The organism is Arthrobacter sp. NPDC058288, assembly GCF_042880995.1.
GTDB lineage: Bacteria > Actinomycetota > Actinomycetes > Actinomycetales > Micrococcaceae > Arthrobacter.
Map to the genome: position 1 here is coordinate 158,261 of NZ_JBHVYH010000008.1, position 20,183 is coordinate 178,443.

A 20,183-nucleotide genomic window follows, 5' to 3' on the forward strand; every position below is an offset into this window, starting at 1 on the left:
GATCCTGACCCGGCCAACCCGGATCCACGGCCCACGGTTTCAACTCAACCGGCGCTCCGGAATGGACCCGGCACTTCAGATCAGCCGCGGGCCGGGATCCGCGCGGACGATCAGGGGCAGGACCCGGACGTAGAGGACCATGCCGATCAGTTCGATGAGCGTCTGGGTGACAACGACCAGCGCGGCCAGGGACAACGGGCCGGGAAGGGCCAGCGCGAGCGGGAGCACGACCAGGGAGTTGCGTGTCGCGCCGCTGAAGACGACGGCCCTGGTGGCGGCGACATCGAGACCGGCGGCCCTGGCCGCCAGCAAGCCAAGCGGCGCCATCACCACCAGGAACACCACATAGAGAGGAACCACGGTGACCAGCGTGCCCAGTTCCTGGCCCACACCGGCGATCTGCGAGCCGACCACCACTGCCAGGGTGGCCATCATCAGCGGAACCATCAGGACCTGCATTACGGCCGTGACGCCCCGTCCCAGGCTGGTTCTGTCGGCCAGCGCCTGGGTCAGCGCCGCTGCGGCCAGTGGGATGATGATCAGAACGATCAGGGCCTCAACGAAGGGTGCCGGGTCAATGACCGACACCACCTCCGGGCCCGCGAAGACCATCAGGTACACCGGCAGCAGAAGCATCTGGGCCAGCATCAGCACCGGCGCCGCGGCCAGCAGCCGGTCGCTGGACCCGCCGGCCAACCCGGTAAACACGATGACGTAATCGATGCACGGGGTCAGGAGCACGAGCAGGACCCAACCAGCAGAGCCTGGTCCCCGGCGATGAACCGGGACAGGCCGAACACCACTACCGGAACGGCCACGAAGTTCAGAACCAGCACCGTTGCCAGGAACCGCAGATCCCGGGCGGCCTTGCCGATGGAGGCAAAGGGGATGCCCAGAAACGTCGCGTAGAGCAACAGCCCGAGGACCGGATAGATCCATTGTTCCAGCGCCCCGGCGGATCCCGGGGCAAGGACACCGGCACCACAGCCCAGCGCGATGGCGGCCAGATACAACCCGATCTGATGGTGTTCCATCCAGGCAGGGAGGTCCCGTTTCTTCACAGTGCCCATGCTAGGCGGTGGGATCCATCGCATCTGACCTGTCGTTTCTTCCGGGTTGCTTGTGAGGCTTCCCATCAGGCAGGTCGGCGGAACCGTCGATGGGCGTTATGTCTTCTGCCCCCGCCGTGGACCGCGGGCGGGATCTGAGCGCCAGGAAGGCACCGAGGCCGGCGAGAAAGAGCAAAGCGCTTACCCAGGTGTTCACGCGCAGGCCCAGAATCGTGTTGGCGTAGTCGGAGCGCATCAGTTCGAAACCAAAACGGCCGGCGGTGTAGAAAACGACATAGAGGGCGAAAACCGATCCGGCTCCGAACCTGTACCTGCGGTCAAGGACCAGCAGCGCGGCCGCGGCCGCCGCACACCACAGCGACTCGTAGAGAAATGTCGGCTGGAAGTATCCCAGGACCTCCAACCTCCCGTCCGGAGCCCTTACCGTCTGGCCCGTGGCGGGATTCATGGTGTGGATCTGGAGTCTCCATGGCAGGTCCGTCGGCTCCCCGTACAGTTCGTTGTTGAACCAGTTGCCCCACCGGCCCAGGGCCTGGGCCAGGAGCAGGCCAGGGGCGGCAGCGTCGGCGAATACTGCAAGGCGGATCCCGCTGCGCCGCGCCCCGATGGCGGCACCGACCAGCCCCAGGGCGACGGCGCCCCAGATCCCGAGCCCTCCTTCCCAAATACGCAAAGCCCCCCAAGGGTCTTTGCCTGGCCCGAAATACAGCTGGTTGTCCGTGATGACGTGGTAAAGCCTGCCGCCGAGAATGCCGAACGGAACAGCCCACATGATGATGTCCAGTGCCTGTGCCGTCGTGCCGCCGCGGGCACGGAGACGGCGGGCCGTCAGCCAGGTGCCGAAGACGATTCCCGCCAGGATGCAGAGGGCATAGAAACGGATCGTCAGCGGCCCGATTTCGAAGGCGCTGATCGTGGGTGAGGGTATGTAGAAACCCGGCAGTACTGAAGGTCGCATGGGAACCTGTCTCTTAAAGGGGGAAGGGGACTTCGCCCCTCCAGGTGGCGGCCCTACGGCCCCGGATGGGTCGACCGCAGGAAAGGAGCCGTCCGGCTCATCGGCATGCTCCGGGAACCCTGAACGGATGACCACGGACTATGAATCCCACGGTGAGCGGGCCCGGGCGTAGGCGACCATGTCAGCCAGCCGGCTGCGCTGCCGGTGGGAGATCGCCCCGCTGCCCTGGTGCCGGGCCGTGCGGGCATCGAGCAGAAACCGAGGAAACCCTCGCTCATGAACGGTCCCCGGGCGGGGATCCGATAGCTTTCTGGCCCGCCCGCACGGGAACGCCGCAGCTCTCTGCCGACCCGCGACGGGTCGGCATCGACCTCATCGTTCCTGTCACGGCTCAGGCCTCCTTCAGCGCGCTGCTGATGAGGGCTTTGAGCGTGCTCTTTTCCGCGAGGCCAAGGACCCGGGCCGCGACCCTGCCCTGCCGGTCCAGGACAAGGGTCGTGGGCACCGCCCGCGGCGGCACGTGGTCGGCCAGGGCCAGCAGTACACGGCCGTCGGCATCGTTGAAGCTCGGATAGGTCGTGCCGAAGGTGCGCTCGAACGCTGCCGCGGTCGCGGCGGTGTCGCGGACGTTGATCCCGTAGAAAGGCACGCCCTCGCTCTTGAATTCCTGGTGCAGGGCCTCCAAGTCGGGGGCTTCCTTCCGGCAGGGTGCGCAGGCGGCGTACCAGACATTCAGGACCGTGACGTTCCCTTTCCAGCCGGCAGACTTGATCTCTTCGCCGTCGAAGAGCGTTCCGATCATCTCCACCGGGGCTCCCCGGCCGTCAGGGGCGTATTCGGAGACGGAACCGTCCCCGGCGATGTAGTTCTTGTTATCCCCGGCCCTGGCCTGGGCGGCCAGAGTGTCGGGGGCGGCACATCCAGCCAGAAGAAGGACGGCGGACGCCGCACCGAGCAGCAGTCCGCGCCGTCCCGGGAGCGGGGCTGCCGGGGCAACGGCGGGGTCGTTGGTGTTCATGTCCTGGTCTTCCGGGTCAGACGGGCGTGGTGATGGTGGCGGCGAGGTTCTGTAGCTGGTAGATCCAGAGCATCCAGATCCCGGAGACCATCAGGACCCCGACGAGGATGAGCAGGGAACCGCCGATGATGTTGAAGGCACGGATGTGCCGGCGGACGAAGCCGAGCGTTCTGGTCACCCAGTTCAGGCCCAAAGCCACCAGCACGAAGGGGATCCCCAGGCCCATGCAGTACAGGAATCCCAGCAGGGCCCCGCGCCAGGGGTCACCGGTGCTGGTGCTCAACGCCAGGACGGCGCTGAGGGTCGGACCCATGCACGGGGTCCAGCCCAGGCCAAAGACAATCCCCAGCAGCGGGGCGCCCGCGGCCCCGCTCCGGGGTTTAAAGGACAGCTTTCGGGTGGTCTGCAGGAACGAGAAACCACCGACCAGGACCAGGCCCATGAACACGACAAAGACGCCCAGGGCACGGATCAGCGTGTCCTGCCACTGCAGCAGCCAGCCGCCGATCACCCCGAACGCCGCCCCGTAGAGCGTGAACACGGCGGCGAATCCGAGGATGAACAGCCCGACGCCGGTCAGGACCCGGCGCCGGTTGTCCGGCCGGCCGGGATCGGTCAATCCCGAGACATACCCCAGATACCCTGGCACCAACGGCAGGATGCAGGGCGAGATGAACGAGACGGTGCCCGCGGTGACGGCCAGCGGCATCGCCACCAACAGCGCCCCTGACTGCACCATCTCGGCGAAATACCCGCCAATGCTCAACAGGGTCTCCTTAGTTCATGTCGGAAAGTACCCGGCCGTCCGGCCGCGGCCGCACGTTCGGGCCGGGCCTCCACGACCCCCATCGACAATACGGGAAACCGGCGATAACATCAAAAATATGCGGTATCATCGTCAAATGACGATTCAAAGTGACGTTGCGACGGTGGAGTGCGGGGAACTGACGCCCGCCGCGGCGTTGTTCCGTTCCCTCAGTGACCCGACCCGGTTGAGCATTGTGAAGCGGATGGCCGGCGGGGAGCTGCGGGTCAGTGAGCTGACCCGCGAGCTGGGCCTGGCCCAGTCCACGGTCTCGGCACACGTGGCGTGCCTGCGCGACTGCGGCCTGGTGACGGGCCGGGTCCAGGGCCGCAGCGTGCACTACTCACTAGCCCGCCCGGAACTGATGGACATGCTGGCCCAGGCCGAGGTCCTGCTGGCCGCCACCGGCAACGAGGTCAGCCTGTGCCCGAACTACGGCACCGGCAGCACCGTTACGACATTGACGAAGGAGAACACCCGATGAGCGACGCCTGCGGCTGCAGCGACGACAAGCCCGAAACCGAATCCGAAGAGGCAGAGGAAGCCCTGGGGTTCTGGCAGGTCAGCGAGATCCAGGCCGCCGCGGTCTCCGGTGTGCTGCTCCTCGCAGCATGGATCACCTCCCTGACCGGCAGCCCCGAATGGCTGCGCCTGCCGCTGGAAATCGGAGCGCTGCTGATAGCGGCGTGGACGTTCGTCCCATCCACCCTCCGGCGCCTGGTCAAGGGCAAAATCGGCGTGGGCACCCTGATGACGATCGCCGCGGCCGGCGCCGTCGCCCTGGGCCAGTTCGAGGAAGCAGCCATGCTCGCCTTCCTCTACGCGATCTCCGAGGGCCTGGAGGAATACTCGCTGGCGAAAACCCGCCGCGGCCTGCGCGCACTGCTGGACCTGGTCCCCGCCGAAGCGACCGTGCTGCGCGACGGCGCCGAAATCACGGTCGCGCCGGCCGAGCTGGTCCCCGGGGACCGGATGATCGTCCGGCCCGGTGAACGGCTCGCCACCGACGGCACGATCATCACCGGGCGCACCTCCCTGGATACCTCCGCGTTGACCGGGGAATCCGTGCCGGTGGAGGCCTGCCCGGGAACCGAGGTCTACGCCGGATCCATCAACGGCACCGGCCCGCTCGAGGTCGAAGTCACCAGCACCGCGGAGAACAACTCGCTGGCCCGCATCGTGCACATCGTCGAGGCCGAGCAGTCCCGCAAGGGACCCGGACAGCGACTGGCCGACAACATCGCCAAAAAGCTCGTCCCCGGCATCCTGATCGCCGCCGCCCTGATCATCGCCTTCGGCTTCATCATCGGCGAACCCCTGCTCTGGTTCGAACGCGCCCTCGTTGTGCTCGTCGCGGCCTCGCCCTGTGCGCTGGCCATCTCAGTGCCCGTCACCGTGGTCGCGTCCGTCGGTGCCGCCAGCCGCATCGGCGTGCTCATCAAGGGCGGCGGCGCCCTGGAAACCCTCGGCAAAATCCGCACCATCGCCCTGGACAAAACCGGCACCCTGACCCGGAACAAGCCCGCCGTGATCGACGTCGCCGCCACCGGCACCAGCACCCGGGAGCAGGTGCTCGCCCTCGCAGCCGGGCTGGAAGCGCGCAGCGAACACCCCCTCGCCCGCGCCATCCTCGCCGCCACTCAGGACCGGGCCGCTGTCACCGACGTGGACACCATCCCCGGCGCAGGCCTGCAGGGCCTTCTCGATGGAAAGACCGTCCGCCTGGGCCGTCCCGGTTGGATTAACCCCGGGCCGCTGGCCGCAGAGGTTGAACGGATGCAGCACGCAGGCGCCACCGCTGTCCTCATCGAATCCGACGGCAACGTCATCGGCGCCGTCGCCGTCCGCGACGAACTGCGCCCCGAAGCCCGCGACGTCATCGCCCGGCTCACCGCCTCCGGCTACACCACAGCCATGCTGACCGGTGACAACACCATCACCGCCACCGCCCTCGGCAAAGAAGCGGGCATCACCGAAGTCCACGCCGACCTCCGCCCGGAAGACAAAGCAGCAATCATCCGCACGCTCCAGACCCGGCAGCCCACCGCCATGGTCGGGGACGGCGTCAACGACGCCCCGGCCCTGGCCACCGCCGACACCGGCATCGCCATGGGCACCATGGGCACCGACGTCGCGATCGAAACCGCCGACATCGCACTCATGGGCGAAGACCTGCACCACCTCCCCCAGGTCCTGGACCACGCACGCAGGACCCGGTCCATCATGCTCCAGAACGTCGGCCTGTCCCTGCTGCTGATCGCGATCCTGATCCCGCTGGCACTGTTCGGTGCGCTCGGCCTGGCCGCCGTGGTCCTCATCCACGAACTCGCCGAAATCGTCGTGATCGCCAACGGCGTCCGCGCCGGACGGATTAGTCGGCCCGCTCTGCAGCCTGCGAAGCCGGCACCGGCCCTGGAACCGGCAGCATGAGCGCCCAAACCCCGGCAACCCCTTCGGTGACGCCGCCGGCCACCGTGACAGCGAAGCGAACCGGGATTGCCCTACTCGTGAGGCCGCGGACCTTCTCATCGAAGCCCTGGCTGAGGCGACGCTCTCCACTGAGCTGGTCCCCGAAAGTTGGACTCGAGAGTATTCGAGGCAACTCTAATGACTAGTGATCGGCCGCACACAGAGAAGGCCCTAGCCCTCTTGGGATAGGGCCTTCTCCGCATGCTCTCGTTCAGCTGCTCAAGTTATGCGCATCGGGCGCTTGGTCATCAAACGGTACTAGCAGTTTGGGATGACCTGAGTCCGGCAAGGAACCAGAGCAGTGGACCGAGGACAGGCACGGCGAACACGACCAAGATCCAGAGCACTGGGCTTAGGGGCGGTTGCTTCCTATTCCGTATGATGCTGACCAGCGCGGCTATTACTAAGCCTGTCAGTACGGTGATGGCTTCCCACACCGTAGGTATGAGCGGGTTTGCATTTTCGGGTTCAGCTTGCGTCAACAACATATATTCCCCTATTTTGTAGCTTTTGCGTCCCTGATTCGGGCCTTCGGTTTCGGAAACCCTGCCGCTAGCGTCCCTTTCGGGACAGTCACGGCTGTTTCGCCGTGCGCATGCTTGGAATGCTTCCGTCTAGGACTTGGCGCTGGTTGAGAAAGTCTGCGCGGGCGGGACTATGACGCCGGCCTCTGGGCGCGGTACTCGGCCGGGTTAAAGCCGTTGAACTTTGTGGGGATTCTTTCGGTGTTGTACCAGTCGATATGTTCGTGCAGCGCCTTTGTCAGCGCTTCGGTGTTGTGGAATCGGACGCGGTGGAAGAGTTCTTCTTTGAGGTGGCCGAAGAAGTTCTCCGTGATGGCGTTGTTGTAGCAGTTGGCTTTGCGGGACATTGATTGGACCGCGCCGGCGTTCCGCAGGAGCCTACGCCAAAAGGTCCAGGGCACCGCGCAGCGAGGCGTTGGCAAGCTCCAGATTGGGAGAGCTTCCGATTGCGTAGGAGATGATCTGTCGGTCGAAGAGGTCCATGACCGGTGAGAGGTACAATTTCCCGTCGCCGACGCTGAAATCGGTCACATCAGTCACCCATTTCTGGTTCGGCGCATCCGCTTCGAATTGGCGTTTCAACAGGTTCGGGGCCACGATCCTTGCTCGCCTTGGCAGGAGTTGTAGCGCTTCTTCCGTTGGACCTTGCCGACCAGCCGCAGTAAACGCATCAGCTTCAGCAGGGTCTTCTTCGCGATCGTCCCGCCTTGCTTGACCAGTTCGGAGTGGACGCGGCGGTGCCCGGCCGCGAACGAGAACGTCCCCTCGATCGGATAGGAATTAGGAGACACCGCGCGCCAGATCACGGTGTACTGCCCGCAGGAGCGGCAGCCATCATCGCCTGCGAGATATGATCCTCAAGGAATGGCCACCGGACCCTCCGCCTGATTCATGCCGCTCTCATCCGTTACCAGGTCCCACGGTGGTCCATGAACACGTAAAGTGACCCCTAAGGCAGCGGTGCCGCTTACCTCGTGGGGATAGCGAAGGGCCGCGAGCCATGTGCCAATTGCGGAACGTTCCGGCAGGCCAGAAGTCGCCTGCGCCTGATCCGGTTCCGGGGCTATTACGAGCTTGATTTTGCTGATTCGCTCCGTCCACTTGTCGGCTGGGTGACCGAGTGGGAGGACTGGAGTCCGTCCTGGAACGTGGAGCGCGATCACTATCGGGGGCTTATCGTCGCTGAGGCTAGATGGCTTGTCGACGGGCCGGGGCCAGCCACGTGATCCGACACAGGTGCTGCCGCGAGTTTCGGCCGGGCCGAATCGGGCGTGAGGCATGGACCAGCCGGTCACCAGGCGCTTCACAAGGAGTTGGATGTTGAAACGGGCCCGCCGGGCCATTTCGTCGCATACAGCGTGCGCCTCAGCCAGTACACTCGGATCCCGCACACGCAATTCGGTGCTTACCCGACCAAACACGCTTGCCATCGCCGTTCCGTATCTCTCGACCAACCCTCAAACCTTCATGAACGACGATTATCCACTAAGCAAAATGGCGCCAGATTTCAAGGTATGCAAGGAATACGTACACATTTGATACGCAGAGGCGCCAGTAGTCGTCCGGAAGGCTACTTTTCCCCGAGGTGAGATGCCGGGGCGCCACCAATCCACGGGCGGCCGCCAAGGCACGTAGGACGTGCCGCCACTTAATCGACGAAGCTCCGGTCAAATAGCGGTTGACCGGAGCTTCGGTTCATTATGCCTAGCTGAACCTTAGGGTTTGCTGGGAAGGGGGCGTCGGGAGGAAAGTATTGTCCAGGACGGATCGGGTCCCTCAATGGCGATGACCGCCGTTATGTCGTGTTGAACACTGATGCGCGAACCCTCTGGTAACACCACCGTGGCGATTCGAAGACCCGCACGGCGCGTCTAGTCCTGTGGTGGTTGGGACGGCCTGACCGTACCGGCTGAGATGTGACACTCACGGCTGCCTGAGTGCAGATGATCGTCGGGACCGGTTGCTGCTCCTGCATCAATTCATCTGCTGCCCTTGGATCGACGTCCTTCGGCCCAGACACTTGCCTGCCTTCGCTGAGGCCCATACAATCGCGTCTAAGGGTTGCTTGACGCTGCTCGAGCCGGTGGTCTCACACCGGTTCGACTTGGCGGGATCCAGCGGAGCTGGGTTGGCCATGATGCAGTGAGGGGCGTTAACAGCACAACCCTGCTTTAAGGAGTAACTGAATATCTTGGTTTGGCTGCGCCCGGGGGCGGCATGCAGGGCTGTGCGTTGAGCGCCGCCTGGTTCCGCAACTGCGCACTCACTCCAGGAGTTCACATGTCCGTATCCTCAGCCGATCGCACGCTGAAAGCCTTCAGGCGATTGGTCATGGTGATGGCCGTCGCCATGGTTGCCGCGCTGTTGCCGGTTGCGGCCCCTTCCGCGCTCTTACCGTTCGCTTTTGCGGCGGACTCGTGTGCCCCGCTCGTGAACGTTATTGCGTGTGAAAACTCCAAACCGGGGAGCCCCTCATCGGAGTGGGACATCAGCGGCGCCGGCGATTCGGGCATTCAGGGATTCGCGACGGAAATCAGCGTCAACGCCGGCCAGCCGATCAACTTCAAGGTCGACACCAACGCGTCCGACTACACCATCGCCGTCTACCGGACCGGCTGGTACCAAGGGCTCGGTGCCCGCAAGATCGCCAGCGTCACTCCCCTCGCTTTCCGGCAATCACAGCCTCAGTGCCTCAGCGACATCACGACAGAGCTCTACGATTGCGGCACTTGGGCGGTCTCGGCCACGTGGCAGGTCCCGGCCACAGCAGTTTCCGGTGTGTACATCGCACTGCTGACGAGGCCGGACACCGGCGGCCAGAGCCATATCACCTTCATTGTCCGCTCCGACGGCAGCCGATCGGACGTGGTCTTCCAGACATCGGACACCTCGTGGCAGGCCTACAACACCTACGGCGGGGCTGACTTCTACCAGGGAGCCGTCAACGGCAGGGCGTACAAGATTAGCTACAACCGGCCCTTTGCCACCCGCGGCGATTCCTTGGGCCGAGACTTCTACTTCAGCAATGAGTACCCGCTTGTGCGTTTCTTGGAGAAGAACGGCTACGACGTCAGCTACATCAGCGGGCTGGACACCGACCGGAATGGCGCGCAGCTCCTAAACCACAAGGTCTTCCTCTCCGTGGGACATGACGAGTACTGGTCCGGTGCGCAGCGGGCCAACATGGAAGCCGCCCGCAATGCCGGGGTGAACCTGCAGTTCCTGTCCGGCAACGAGGGCTACTGGCGGACCCGCTACGAGCCCTCACCTGTCGACGGAACCGGGTACCGCACCATCACCTCCTACAAAGAGACCTGGTCCAACGGCAAGGTCGATCCCAGCACGGAATGGACCGGCACGTGGCGCGATCCCAGGTTCGCCGCGCAGTCCAACGGCGCAGGCCTGCCCGAAAACGCCCTCACCGGGACCATCTATATGTCCAATTACACGGACCTGCCCGTAACCGTCAACTCCGAGGAAGGAAAAACAAGACTCTGGCGCAACACATCCCTGGCATCACTCGCCACCGGCGCCTCCGCCGAGCTTGCCCCGCACACCGTCGGTTACGAGTCCGACGAGGACCTCGACAACGGCTTCAGACCCGCAGGACTTATCCGACTGTCGACCACGACCGGTCCCGCACCCCAGTACCTGCAGGACTTTGGCAACACGGTCCTGCCCGGCACCACCACCCACAACATGACCATGTACCGCGCGCCCAGCGGGGCCCTGGTCTTTGGCGCCGGCACCGTGCAGTGGACCTGGGGCCTGGACCAGCAACACGACGGCGACGGCGCACCCGCGGATCCGCGGATCCAGCAGGCCCAGATCAATCTCCTCGCGGACATGGGCGCCCAGCCCGCCACCCGGGACGCCGCACTCGCTGCGGCCACCGCCAGCAGCGACCTCACCGGGCCTTCCGTGGCGCTCAGCTTTCCCGCCGATGGTGCGACCATTGCGCAGGGTAGCTCCGTCACCATCACCGGTACCGCCTCGGACAGCGGAGGCGGTGTTGTGGCCGGCGTCGAGGTTTCCACCGACGGCGGCACCAGCTGGCACCCGGCGCAGGGCAAACAGACCTGGAGCTACACCTATCTCCAAAGGGGACTCAACACGGCCAGCGTCAAGGCGCGCGCGGTGGACGACAGCGCCAACATCGGCGCCACGGCCAGCCGGGATCTGGTGCTGACCGGCCCGTACAGCGTATTCGGTCAGACTGTGCCGTCCTTCCCCGATGCACAGGACGCAGGCTCCTACGAACTGGGGCTGAAGTTCACCCCCAGCGTGGACGGCTTCATCACCGGCGTCCGTTTCTACAAGAGCGCAGCCAACACCGGAACGCACACCGGGTCGCTGTGGAACTCTGCCGGTGAGCGCCTCGCCGCCACAACGTTCGGTGCGGAGACCGCCTCCGGCTGGCAGGAGGCGCTGTTCAGCCAGCCCGTCGCCGTGACGCAGGGCCAAAAATACACTGTGTCATACTGGGCGCCGAACGGGCACTACGCCGCCAAGGAGAACCAGTGGGTCTATGCCGGCTTTGCGGACGCCCCGCTGACGGTGGCCGGCGGGTTCGGCACCGAGCCTGCCGGCGTCTACGGCGGTGACCCCGGCTACCCCAGCTCCAGCTTCGGCAACGGCAACTACTTCGTTGACGCGCTCTTCAGTACGGTGGACAGCACCCCGCTGACGGCCTCCGGGCACTGGCCCCTGGGCGGTTCCTCCAGCGTCCCGCAGGCCACCACCGTCGGAGCGGTCTTCTCGAAGCCCGTTACCGCGTCGAGCGTGCAGCTAACGCTCAAAGCCGCTGACGGCACGGATGTCGCAGGTGCCACCAGCTACGACTCCACGACCCGCAAAGTCACCTTCACACCGGCCGCCGAGCTCCCCTTGGCGACCACCTACACCGCCACGCTCAGCGCCACCGCGACCAGCGGCGGGACCCTGACCGGCGGAGGAACATGGTCATTCACCACGGTGGTGTCACCGCCTTCGCCCGGATCCTGCCCGTGCAGTTTCTTTGATGACTCCGTCCTCCCCGGATTCCAGGAGATCAGGGACGGCGTTCCGCTGACCCTGGGCATCCGTTTCTCGAGCACGGCCGACGGCACCGTCACGGGCATCCGCTTCTACAAATCAGCGGGGAATACCGGCACCCATACCGGCACACTGTTCACGGCCGCAGGGCAGCAACTGGCAACGGTGACCTTCGCCAATGAGAGCACCGCGGGCTGGCAGACCGCCTACTTCAACCAGCCCGTCGGGATGTCCGCGAATACCGAGTACATCATGGCCTACAAGACCACGACCGGAGCCTACTCGGCGACGGCGAACGGCTTCGTCCCGGGCCTGAGCGTGGGCAACCTGCGGGCAAACTCGGATGCCGGTGCCTACTCCTACACCGCCGACTTCCCCAACGCCCGCTCCACCGCAAGCTATTTGGTGGACGTCGTGGTCCAATACCCTGAACCGGCATTCGTCGCTGGCGGGCACGCACCGCTGGCGGGCTCGTCCAGTGTCGTCCCGGGCACCACGGTCTCCGCGACGTTGTCCCAGCCGGCGACGGCATCGACTGTCGATCTGACGGTGACCGGCACGGGCGGCACCAGCGTCCCGGGCACCACAAGCTATGACCCGCCCACCGGCAAGGTGACTTTCACGCCCGCGGCGCCCCTGGAAGCAGCCACCAGCTACACGGCTACCTTGACCGCCACGTCGACCACGGGCCAACCGCTCAGCACCGGCGGAACCTGGACCTTCACTACCGTTCCGTCCCCGCGGACCGAAGGCGTCTGCCCGTGCACGCTCTACCAGGACACCGTGACCCCTGGCGTGCCGGAATTCAATGACGGTGTTCCCCTGACCCTGGGCGTCCGTTTCGCCAGCAGTTCATCAGGCCAGATCACCGGAATCCGCTACTACAAAGCCGCCGGAAACACCGGAACCCACACCGGAGCGCTCTACGACGCCGGCGGACAGCAATTGGCCAGCGCGACCTTCACCGGAGAAACCACGGCCGGATGGCAGACGGCGACATTCAACACGCCGGTGAACATCGCCGCGGACACCGAATACATCGCCGCCTACCGCAGCCCAACCGGCACATACTCGGCGACCCCTGGCGGCTTCAGTTCGGGAACCACCAGCGGACCCCTGCGTACGGCGCCTGGTGCCGGCGCATACACCTACAACGGCGACTTCCCGTCGTCCTCCTCCAACGCCAGCTATCTGGTGGATGTGGTCTTCATCGCCCCCGTTCCCACGCTCACCGTCGTCTCACAGACGCCCGGCCCCGATTCGACAGGCTTCCCGCTGGCGTCGGAACCGTCCATCACGTTCTCCGCCCCGATCCAGGCCGGCCACACGTTTGCACTCTCAGCCAACGGTGCCGCAATCCCCGGCACCTCTGCCTTGTCGGCTGACGGCAGCACCATCACCTTCTCGCCCGCACAGCCACTGCCACCCGCGACACTGATTACGGCAACCACCAGTGACATCGCATCAGCCCAGGGTGCCTCCCTCGCTTCGGTCACGTGGCAATTCAGCACAGCCAACCCGGCCGCCACGCAACAGACAATATTCGGCTCGCTGATCCCGGAAGTACCCGCCGCAACCGGAGACACCTCGTCCATTGAGTTAGGCACATCATTCACCGTCTCCGCGGCGGGCAACGCCACCGGCATTCGCTTCTACAAAGGTGCCGGCAACACCGGAACCCACCTCGGATCGCTGTGGAATTCAGCCGGGGAGAAGATAGCCCAGATAACGTTCACCGACGAAACTCCAACAGGTTGGCAAACAGCGACCCTCTCCGCCCCTGTCCCCCTCGAACCCGGACAGACCTACGTGGTTTCGTACCTGGCGCCCAACGGCACCTACGCCTACACCTCCGCATTCTTCGCACAGACATGGACCAATGGCGTCTTCACCGCGGCCGGCACCGCCAATGGCACCTTCCGATACGGATCGGGCGAAACCGTCCCAACCAACTCCTGGAACTCCACCAACTACTTTGTGGACGTCGTCTTTGCCCCCGCCCCGGGCTAGGTGCCGACGGAACTGACCAGCCGCCCGATGTGCCGCGATGAGCAGCCGGACACCCTGTCAGAGACCGCCGTCCGCTCGTCGCAGTTTAGGACAGGATTCCGGGTTCCGGCCGCACGGTGCTTGGCACGGGTCCAGCGGGCTCCAGCGGTCGCTGCAACCAACCCCTATTTTTGGGAGTTGCCAATGACCACCCTGGTGACGATCCTGCGCACGGTGAGGTCCTGTGATCGCACGTAACCTAAAGGTCTCCACCGGAATCCCCTCGCTCTACCCGGCCTTCGCTGCGTTTCGGAGAGGACGCAGCAGCCACATTACTGAGGCCACCCGCGATCCTTTTCCTCCTGCTGCCTCCGGGATCGGCGTACTAATACGTGCTCATGTGTGCACTTATTGAATTTTGCGTGTCTGCCCAGAGGAGACCCGATTGATTGAAGTCCTGACTTTCCCGCCTACCGGAAGCTGTTTTCGGCCCAGATCGTTGCCCTGCTCGGCACGGGCCTGTTGACCGTGGCCCTGGGTCTGCTGGCCTTTGATCTGGCCGGCGGGCAGGCCGGGGCCTTGCTCGGGACGGTGTTGACGATCAAGATGCTGGCATACGTTTTCATAGCCCCGCCGATGGCGGCCATGGTGGAGCGGCCGCCGAAGAAGGTGGTGCTGGTCGGAGCGGACCTGATCCGGGCAGGCATCGCACTGATGCTGCCCTTGGTGGATCAGGTCTGGCAGATCCATGTCCTGGTCTTCGTCCTGCAGAGTGCCACGGCCACGTTCACCCGGCGTTCCAGTCGCTGATCCCGGTGCTGCTGCCCTAGGAGCGGCACTACACCCGGGCGCTCTCACTCGCCCGCCTGGCCTATGACCTGGAATCCCTGAGCAGCCCGGCCCTTGCCGCGGCCCTGCTGATCATGCTGTTCTTCCATGAGCTGTTCCTCGGCACCGTGGCCGGGTTCCTGTTCTACGCAGCCCCGGCGGTGACCGCCAGGCTTCCCCCACCCCCCCAGCGAAACGGGAAGGAACCTTGCGGCACCGCACTACCCTCGGGGTCCGGCTCTTCGCCCGGACCCCGGAGCTGCGCGGCCTGACGGCCCTGAACCTGGCCGTCGCGGCCGCCCTCGTACTGGCTAAAACACTTGTCTACGCCAGCGACTTGTTCGGAGGGTCCAACGCTGACGTCGCCATCGCCCCGTCATGCTACGGCGCAGGTTCGATGGTGATCGCACTGACCGCCCCGATGATCTTGGACCGCCTGCCGGACCGGGTCTTCATGCGGCCGGAGCCGCACTGCTCTCCCTCGGGCTCGCCGGGGCGTTCGTGCTACTTGCCACGTCCGGACCATGGCCTTTCCTGCTGGGCCTGTGGATCGTGCTCGGCGCCGGGACCTGGCAGTGATCAACACCCCTCAGCGCTTCTGCTGCGCCGCGCAGCCGCGGATAGCACCCGGTACTACATCTTCACCGCCCAGTTCTCGCTCTCGCACGCCTGCTTTCATCATCACCTACCCCATCGCCGGCTTGATCGGCGCGACCGGGACGAGCCCGCGGCAGCCCGGCGTCCTGGCCGATGTGGCTACAATCAGTACAGTGGCGGCCCTGAAATTCTGGCCGGAAGGCCTGAACCACGCGGACCACCAAGTCACCGGCGAACCCGCACACGACTGACCGCCGCCGGCCCGCCGTCACTAGCCCATGCGAAAGGACACCTGATGCGCTCCGCCGCGCCGCTGCGCATCACCCGCGCCCTGGCAATCACCGCGCTCATCACCGCCCTGGCCGCCGCCGCACACACCGGCGCCGGAGGAGTCCTGCCGGACCTGCCCATCCTGGCCGCGCTGTGCCTGATCGTGCTCCTGCCCGTCAGCCTCTGCACCACCCGTCGGCTCGGGCTCCCGACGCTGTCAGCCCTGATGGTCGCCGGTCAGCTCATCCTGCACGAAGCCTTTGCCGCTTTTGCTCCCGCGGTTTCCTGTGCCCCGGCCCACCCCGCAGCCTGGGGCCACCACACACCCTTTGCCTGGGCAGGCTGCCCCGCACCCGCCGCTGTCCCGGACACTGCCGCAATGCTGCTGATGCCTGCCATCCACCTTGCCGCCGCGGCGGTGATGACCCTTTTGATGGCCAAGAGCGAATCGGCTCTGTGGGCCGCCGCCGCATGGCTCCGTCCGCTGACCCGGGTCCCCGTTCTGCCGGCCTTCCCTGTCCGGCCGGTCCTGAAGATCCACGCTCCCGAACAGGTCAGGGCCACCCACCGTGCCCCCAAGGCCCACCCCCTGCGCGGACCTCCTGCACAACGGACGCCCGCAACCCGGCAGGCATGAGAGACGAACCGGCCGGCATTGCGCGCACACTCCTGCACGCACACCCGAAGGCCGCGCCCCGCATCCCGGCGCCCGCGGCCCAGCCAGAAAGACTCAGAATTCCATGACCCGACGTACCCTTACCCGTGCCCGTGCCCGCGACGGCGCATCAGCAATCCTCACAACACTGGGCGTCTGCCTCGTGATGCTGCTCGGAGCCTCGCCGGCACAGGCGCACGACGCACTGACCTCCACCTCCCCCGCCAAAGACGAAACGATCACCGCCAATCCCGGCAAAGTCACCCTGACACTGAGCAAGGCACCCCTTGACGCGGCGGCCCTGAAAACGAGCGTCATCAAGGTCACAGCCCCCGACGGGCATGTGGCCAGCAGCGGAGAAGTCACCGTTGACGGAATTGTCATCTCCACCGCGGCGGACATCGATCACCCGGGCAAGTACACCGTGGACTGGCGGGCAGTGTCCTCCGACGGCCACCCCATCGAAGGCACGTACAGCTTCACCTACGCCGAGTCCGGGCCGGCAGCCGCCGCAACAACCACGCCGACGGCCACCCAGAGCCCGGAGACATCCGCCGTCACGTCCCCGGCAGCTGCACAACCGGCCGCCGAAACGGCCAGCGACAACAGCGGACTCCTGGTGGCCGCCGGGATCGTTATCCTCGGGCTCATTGGCGTTATCGCCTACCTGATAGCCCGCCGGAACAAGCCCAATACGGACGCCTGATCCGACCGTGATTCGGTCCGCCTCCCTCCGGTCTGCGCCGCGGGCCGGAGGGAGGCACTCGGCGTCGCCTCCGCCCACATCCAGCCCGGATGCCGCCACCGCCGGGTCCCTGCCCTTGGCCGGAGCAGCGGAACCACTCCCCCGCGATTAAGTTGTCGGGTGTGTTGCTTCATCCCTGAAAAACGCCGGACTGAGAGATTCCTCCACATGACAGCTAGAAAAGTCGACCGAGACTGCCGTCTCAGACCAGACCGCACTCCTCTTGCCCTGGGCCGGCGCCGGTGACGTACAGATTCCTGCTGACCCGGCGGTGGCTCGGGTTGCTGGTTCTGGCCGCACTTTTCGCCGCCGCCTGTGTCGGACTGGGGAAATGGCAGATGGACCGACGCAACCAGGCCGTGGCCGAAATTCGCAGGGTCCAGCAGAACTACGACCAGAGCCCGGTCACCTTTGACGCTGCCCGCAAATACTTCGAGATTTCAAACCCGGACGCGAAATGGACGACCGTGTCCGTCCTCGGCCGCTACCTCGTGGCCGATCAGAGGATTGTCAGGAACCGACCTAACAATTCCGCCCCCGGGTATGAGGTGCTCGTTCCGTTCCGGCTCGCCTCCGGGGAGACCATCGTAATCAACAGGGGATGGTTGCCCATTGGAAACAGCAGACCCGGCCACCCCGATACCGTCCCGGAGCCGCCGGCAGGAAACATCAGCGCAATCATCCGGATAAAATCTTCCGAACCGGAGCTGGCCAACCGCAGCGCGCCGGACGGCCAGCTCGCCAGCATCGATCTGTCCGGCTACGCCCGTCAACTCGACTATCCGTTGCTGACGGGCAGCTACGGGCTGATGGCCTCGGAGTCCCCGCAACCGGCCGCTGCCCCTCAGCAGCTGGCCCTGCCATCCGTGCAGGAAGGATCGAACCTTTCCTACGCCATGCAGTGGATCACGTTCGGGGTGCTGGCCTTTGTCGGTTTCGGGTACACCGCCCGGCAACAGGCCCGCATCAACCGCGAGGAACGCGAGCTGTCCGGCACGGAAACAATACCCCAGCCCCGCCGGGCCCCTCGGCGGAAACGCCGCCGTTCCGATGACGAGGAAGACGCCCTTCTGGACGCCATGGGTCTCTAACCCAACGGCTCCTGACACCGCAACCCGACGGTGCCGGCCAGCACCTTTCCCTGGCAGCGGACGCCTTTACGGAGACATCCCGGTCCAGGCGCAGGCCGCGGTCAGCGGCCACGGGCCAGTCTGGCCGCCGGGGTCACTACACATTTGCTTGAATACATGCTTCGCTGTACTTTTGCTGTATGGAAACCCTCACGCACGCCCCCGTGCTGGCACGGTTCGGTTATGCGGTCTCGGATCCGACCCGGGCCCGGATCCTGCTGGCACTGGCCACCGAACCGGCCTACCCCTCGGACCTGGCCGACTCCCTCGACGTTTCGCGGCAGAGCATGTCCAATCATCTGACCTGCCTGCGCGGCTGCGGCCTGGTGGTGGCAGTCCCGGACGGACGAAGGAACCGCTATGAGCTGGCCGACGCCCGGCTGGGCCACGCCATCCGGGACCTGATCGGCGTGGTCTTGGCCGTGGACCCCGCCTGCTGCGCCCCCGACGGTGAATGCCTGGCATGACCACAGCACTCCAGCCTTCGCCCAGCACCGCCCGCCGCGCGGTGCTGGGCCGCCGCATCCGGCTGTTCGCTGCCGCGACCATCACCTATAACGTCATCGAAGCCGTGGCGGCCCTCTGGGCCGGCAAGGTGGCTGACTCCTCGGCACTGATCGGCTTCGGCCTGGACTCCGTCATCGAGGTCGCGTCCGCCCTCGCCCTGTCATGGCAGTTCTCCGCAAAGGACCCGGAACGCCGCGAACACCTGACCCTGCGGATCATCGCCTTCTCCTTCTTTGCCCTGGCCGCGTTCGTGGCCGTGGACGCCGTGAGGTCGCTGACCGGAGGCGGCGAGGCACAGCACTCCACTCCGGGACTCGTCATTGCAGCCCTGAGCCTGGCCATCATGCCTGTCCTGTCCTGGCTGCAGCGCCGCGCCGGCCGCGAACTGGGGTCCAAGACCGCGGTGGCGGACTCCAAGCAGACCCTGCTGTGCACCTACCTCTCCGCCGTCCTGCTGGCAGGGCTGGTGCTGAACAGCGCGCTGGGGTGGTGGTGGGCCGACGCCGGCGCGGCCCTGGTCATCGCCGCGATCGCCGTCCGCGAGGGCATAAACGCCTGGAAAGGCGATGTCTGCTGCACCGTCCCGCACACAGCATCGGCCACCGGTGATGCAACCGATGACTGCTGCGATGACCCCTCCACCCGCGCGGTGCCCGCCGCGACGCACGGGCACTCGGTCTCCACCTCGGACGACCCCGAGGGCTGCTGCGAGGGGTGCGGGACCGGGCCTGCACAGCAACCGGTGGCAGTACCGTTTGCCCGCAGGGACGGCTGAGTCGTGTCCTACGAATTGCGCATCATCGCCGGCTGCCCGAACAGCGGCGAGGCCCTGGAGCTGTTTCGCAGCGCCTTGGAAGCGGAAGGCCGGAACGGCGGAGCCGTCCGCGTCCGGGAGGTCGGCTCCGACGAGGAGTCCCTTGCGCTGGGCTTCCACGGATCCCCGTCGTTCATCGCGGGCGGACGGGACCTGTTCCCGGCGGACAGTCCACCGGCCCTCAGCTGCCGCCTCTATTTATCTCCGAACGGGCTTGCCGGGCTGCCCTCGCCAGAGTCTTTGCGCACCGCTATGCGTTGCGCCGGTGCAGAGGCATGAGCGTCCGGGTTCCCGGGCGGCTCCTGCCCGTCCGGACCGTATTGGCGCTCACCGCAGTAGGCCTGGCGGCGCTTGACCTGTTGATTAAAGCCTTCGTGATGGTGAACATGTCGGACGGCAGGGTCCTGGACTACGGGGTGTTCACCCTCCGTCTGGCCTACAACACCGGAGTGGCCTTCAGTCTCGGTGCTTCCCTGTCGCCTTGGATTGTTGCCGCCGCGACCGCGGCCCTGGTCGCGGTGCTTGCGGTGTTCCTGCTCCGGAAGGCCCCACACCTGGCGCGGATTCCCAGGTCCGGGGCGGCACTGCTGCTGGGAGGCGCGCTGGGTAATCTGGTGGACCGCTTGGACGGCGCCGGTGTCGTGGACTACCTGCACACCGGATGGTTTCCGACCTTCAACCTCGCCGACGTTTTCGTCGTAGGCGGTGCCGTGCTGTTGGTCATCGGATCGATGCGAGCCTCTTCGCCGGCGCAGGAAGAGGCCTGACCG

The 20,183-nt window shown here is 65.7% G+C and carries 19 protein-coding genes and 1 pseudogene; 12 read left to right on the top strand and 8 right to left on the bottom strand.

Annotated elements, in window-relative coordinates:
* Positions 1 to 75: 75 nt before the first annotated feature.
* The 4 genes and pseudogenes from ACFVWT_RS18970 to ACFVWT_RS18985 form a co-directional block, all read right to left on the bottom strand.
* Positions 76 to 1,070 (bottom strand): annotated as a pseudogene (locus tag ACFVWT_RS18970) (arsenic resistance protein).
* A gap of 1 nt (position 1,071) precedes the next feature.
* Positions 1,072 to 2,028, bottom strand: coding sequence for a prolipoprotein diacylglyceryl transferase (lgt, locus tag ACFVWT_RS18975; RefSeq protein ID WP_390250532.1), 957 nt, complete (start codon positions 2,026 to 2,028; stop codon positions 1,072 to 1,074).
* 391 nt (positions 2,029 to 2,419) lie between these two features.
* Positions 2,420 to 3,046, bottom strand: coding sequence for a TlpA family protein disulfide reductase (locus ACFVWT_RS18980; protein WP_390250534.1), 627 nt, complete (start codon positions 3,044 to 3,046; stop codon positions 2,420 to 2,422).
* A gap of 16 nt (positions 3,047 to 3,062) precedes the next feature.
* Positions 3,063 to 3,812 (bottom strand): cytochrome c biogenesis CcdA family protein, encoded by a 750-nt coding sequence (locus tag ACFVWT_RS18985; RefSeq protein WP_390250536.1) that lies wholly within the window; start codon positions 3,810 to 3,812, stop codon positions 3,063 to 3,065.
* A 136-nt stretch (positions 3,813 to 3,948) separates the two neighbouring features.
* Between ACFVWT_RS18985 and ACFVWT_RS18990 the strand changes: the two genes are divergently transcribed.
* Together ACFVWT_RS18990 and ACFVWT_RS18995 are read left to right on the top strand one after the other, a co-directional pair.
* Entirely contained in the window at positions 3,949 to 4,335 is a 387-nt protein-coding gene (locus ACFVWT_RS18990) for an ArsR/SmtB family transcription factor (protein WP_390250538.1), read from the top strand.
* Positions 4,332 to 6,281, top strand: a complete 1,950-nt coding sequence (locus tag ACFVWT_RS18995; protein ID WP_390250540.1) for a heavy metal translocating P-type ATPase — start codon at positions 4,332 to 4,334, stop codon at positions 6,279 to 6,281. Before ACFVWT_RS18990 ends, ACFVWT_RS18995 begins: the two co-directional genes overlap by 4 nt.
* 287 nt (positions 6,282 to 6,568) lie before the next feature.
* Here the strand turns inward: ACFVWT_RS18995 and ACFVWT_RS19000 are convergent, their stop codons facing one another.
* From ACFVWT_RS19000 to ACFVWT_RS19015, 4 genes are all read right to left on the bottom strand, one after another.
* The gene (locus tag ACFVWT_RS19000) at positions 6,569 to 6,808 is read right to left on the bottom strand and encodes a PLD nuclease N-terminal domain-containing protein (RefSeq protein ID WP_390250542.1); all 240 of its coding nucleotides are present in this window, start codon (positions 6,806 to 6,808) and stop codon (positions 6,569 to 6,571) included.
* Positions 6,809 to 6,975: 167 nt separating this feature from the next.
* Entirely contained in the window at positions 6,976 to 7,191 is a 216-nt protein-coding gene (locus ACFVWT_RS19005; protein WP_390250544.1) for an IS3 family transposase, read from the bottom strand.
* Between the two features lie 31 nt (positions 7,192 to 7,222).
* Positions 7,223 to 7,441, bottom strand: a complete 219-nt coding sequence (locus tag ACFVWT_RS19010; RefSeq protein ID WP_390250546.1) for a DDE-type integrase/transposase/recombinase — start codon at positions 7,439 to 7,441, stop codon at positions 7,223 to 7,225.
* Positions 7,423 to 7,650: an IS3 family transposase gene (locus ACFVWT_RS19015; RefSeq protein ID WP_390250548.1), complete on the bottom strand. Its 228-nt coding sequence runs from the start codon at positions 7,648 to 7,650 to the stop codon at positions 7,423 to 7,425. Before ACFVWT_RS19015 ends, ACFVWT_RS19010 begins: the two co-directional genes overlap by 19 nt.
* Positions 7,651 to 9,124: 1,474 nt before the next feature.
* On the opposite strand from ACFVWT_RS19015, the gene ACFVWT_RS19020 reads away from it, so the two are divergent.
* The 10 genes from ACFVWT_RS19020 to lspA all read left to right on the top strand — a co-directional run bounded on the left by ACFVWT_RS19020 (position 9,125) and on the right by lspA (position 20,180).
* Complete coding sequence (locus ACFVWT_RS19020) at positions 9,125 to 13,888, top strand: DUF4082 domain-containing protein (protein WP_390250550.1); 4,764 nt, start codon at positions 9,125 to 9,127, stop codon at positions 13,886 to 13,888.
* Positions 13,889 to 14,395: 507 nt separating this feature from the next.
* Positions 14,396 to 14,677, top strand: a complete 282-nt coding sequence (locus tag ACFVWT_RS19025) for a hypothetical protein (RefSeq protein WP_390250552.1) — start codon at positions 14,396 to 14,398, stop codon at positions 14,675 to 14,677.
* 396 nt (positions 14,678 to 15,073) lie between these two features.
* Entirely contained in the window at positions 15,074 to 15,274 is a 201-nt protein-coding gene (locus ACFVWT_RS19030) for a hypothetical protein (RefSeq protein WP_390250554.1), read from the top strand.
* 313 nt (positions 15,275 to 15,587) lie between these two features.
* The gene (locus ACFVWT_RS19035; protein ID WP_390250556.1) at positions 15,588 to 16,199 is read left to right on the top strand and encodes a hypothetical protein; all 612 of its coding nucleotides are present in this window, start codon (positions 15,588 to 15,590) and stop codon (positions 16,197 to 16,199) included.
* 103 nt (positions 16,200 to 16,302) lie between these two features.
* On the top strand, positions 16,303 to 16,923 hold the full coding sequence (locus ACFVWT_RS19040) for a copper resistance protein CopC (protein WP_390250558.1): 621 nt from the start codon (positions 16,303 to 16,305) through the stop codon (positions 16,921 to 16,923).
* Positions 16,924 to 17,204: 281 nt separating this feature from the next.
* The gene (locus ACFVWT_RS19045; RefSeq protein WP_390250560.1) at positions 17,205 to 18,053 is read left to right on the top strand and encodes an SURF1 family protein; all 849 of its coding nucleotides are present in this window, start codon (positions 17,205 to 17,207) and stop codon (positions 18,051 to 18,053) included.
* Between the two features lie 179 nt (positions 18,054 to 18,232).
* The gene (locus ACFVWT_RS19050; RefSeq protein ID WP_390250562.1) at positions 18,233 to 18,559 is read left to right on the top strand and encodes an ArsR/SmtB family transcription factor; all 327 of its coding nucleotides are present in this window, start codon (positions 18,233 to 18,235) and stop codon (positions 18,557 to 18,559) included.
* Positions 18,556 to 19,374 carry a cation transporter gene (locus ACFVWT_RS19055; RefSeq protein ID WP_390250564.1) on the top strand — a complete coding sequence of 273 codons (819 nt, stop codon included), beginning with the start codon at positions 18,556 to 18,558 and terminating at the stop codon, positions 19,372 to 19,374. Before ACFVWT_RS19050 ends, ACFVWT_RS19055 begins: the two co-directional genes overlap by 4 nt.
* A 3-nt stretch (positions 19,375 to 19,377) precedes the next feature.
* The gene (locus ACFVWT_RS19060; protein ID WP_390250566.1) at positions 19,378 to 19,692 is read left to right on the top strand and encodes a hypothetical protein; all 315 of its coding nucleotides are present in this window, start codon (positions 19,378 to 19,380) and stop codon (positions 19,690 to 19,692) included.
* Entirely contained in the window at positions 19,689 to 20,180 is a 492-nt protein-coding gene (gene lspA, locus ACFVWT_RS19065; protein WP_390250568.1) for a signal peptidase II, read from the top strand. Before ACFVWT_RS19060 ends, lspA begins: the two co-directional genes overlap by 4 nt.
* Positions 20,181 to 20,183 lie beyond the last annotated feature (3 nt).

What these genes read in the sequence shown, in the direction of transcription:
- ACFVWT_RS19035 (WP_390250556.1), top strand. Translation starts at nt 15,588, where the DNA reads ATGCGCTCCGCCGCGCCGCTGCGCATCACCCGCGCCCTGGCAATCACC.
- ACFVWT_RS19050 (WP_390250562.1), top strand. Translation starts at nt 18,233, where the DNA reads ATGGAAACCCTCACGCACGCCCCCGTGCTGGCACGGTTCGGTTATGCG.
- ACFVWT_RS19055 (WP_390250564.1), top strand. Translation starts at nt 18,556, where the DNA reads ATGACCACAGCACTCCAGCCTTCGCCCAGCACCGCCCGCCGCGCGGTG.
- ACFVWT_RS19000 (WP_390250542.1), bottom strand. Translation starts at nt 6,808, where the DNA reads ATGTTGTTGACGCAAGCTGAACCCGAAAATGCAAACCCGCTCATACCT.
- ACFVWT_RS19040 (WP_390250558.1), top strand. Translation starts at nt 16,303, where the DNA reads ATGACCCGACGTACCCTTACCCGTGCCCGTGCCCGCGACGGCGCATCA.
- ACFVWT_RS18990 (WP_390250538.1), top strand. Translation starts at nt 3,949, where the DNA reads ATGACGATTCAAAGTGACGTTGCGACGGTGGAGTGCGGGGAACTGACG.
- lspA (WP_390250568.1), top strand. Translation starts at nt 19,689, where the DNA reads ATGAGCGTCCGGGTTCCCGGGCGGCTCCTGCCCGTCCGGACCGTATTG.
- ACFVWT_RS18995 (WP_390250540.1), top strand. Translation starts at nt 4,332, where the DNA reads ATGAGCGACGCCTGCGGCTGCAGCGACGACAAGCCCGAAACCGAATCC.
- ACFVWT_RS18980 (WP_390250534.1), bottom strand. Translation starts at nt 3,046, where the DNA reads ATGAACACCAACGACCCCGCCGTTGCCCCGGCAGCCCCGCTCCCGGGA.
- ACFVWT_RS19005 (WP_390250544.1), bottom strand. Translation starts at nt 7,191, where the DNA reads ATGTCCCGCAAAGCCAACTGCTACAACAACGCCATCACGGAGAACTTC.
- lgt (WP_390250532.1), bottom strand. Translation starts at nt 2,028, where the DNA reads ATGCGACCTTCAGTACTGCCGGGTTTCTACATACCCTCACCCACGATC.
- ACFVWT_RS19030 (WP_390250554.1), top strand. Translation starts at nt 15,074, where the DNA reads ATGCTACGGCGCAGGTTCGATGGTGATCGCACTGACCGCCCCGATGAT.
- ACFVWT_RS19020 (WP_390250550.1), top strand. Translation starts at nt 9,125, where the DNA reads ATGTCCGTATCCTCAGCCGATCGCACGCTGAAAGCCTTCAGGCGATTG.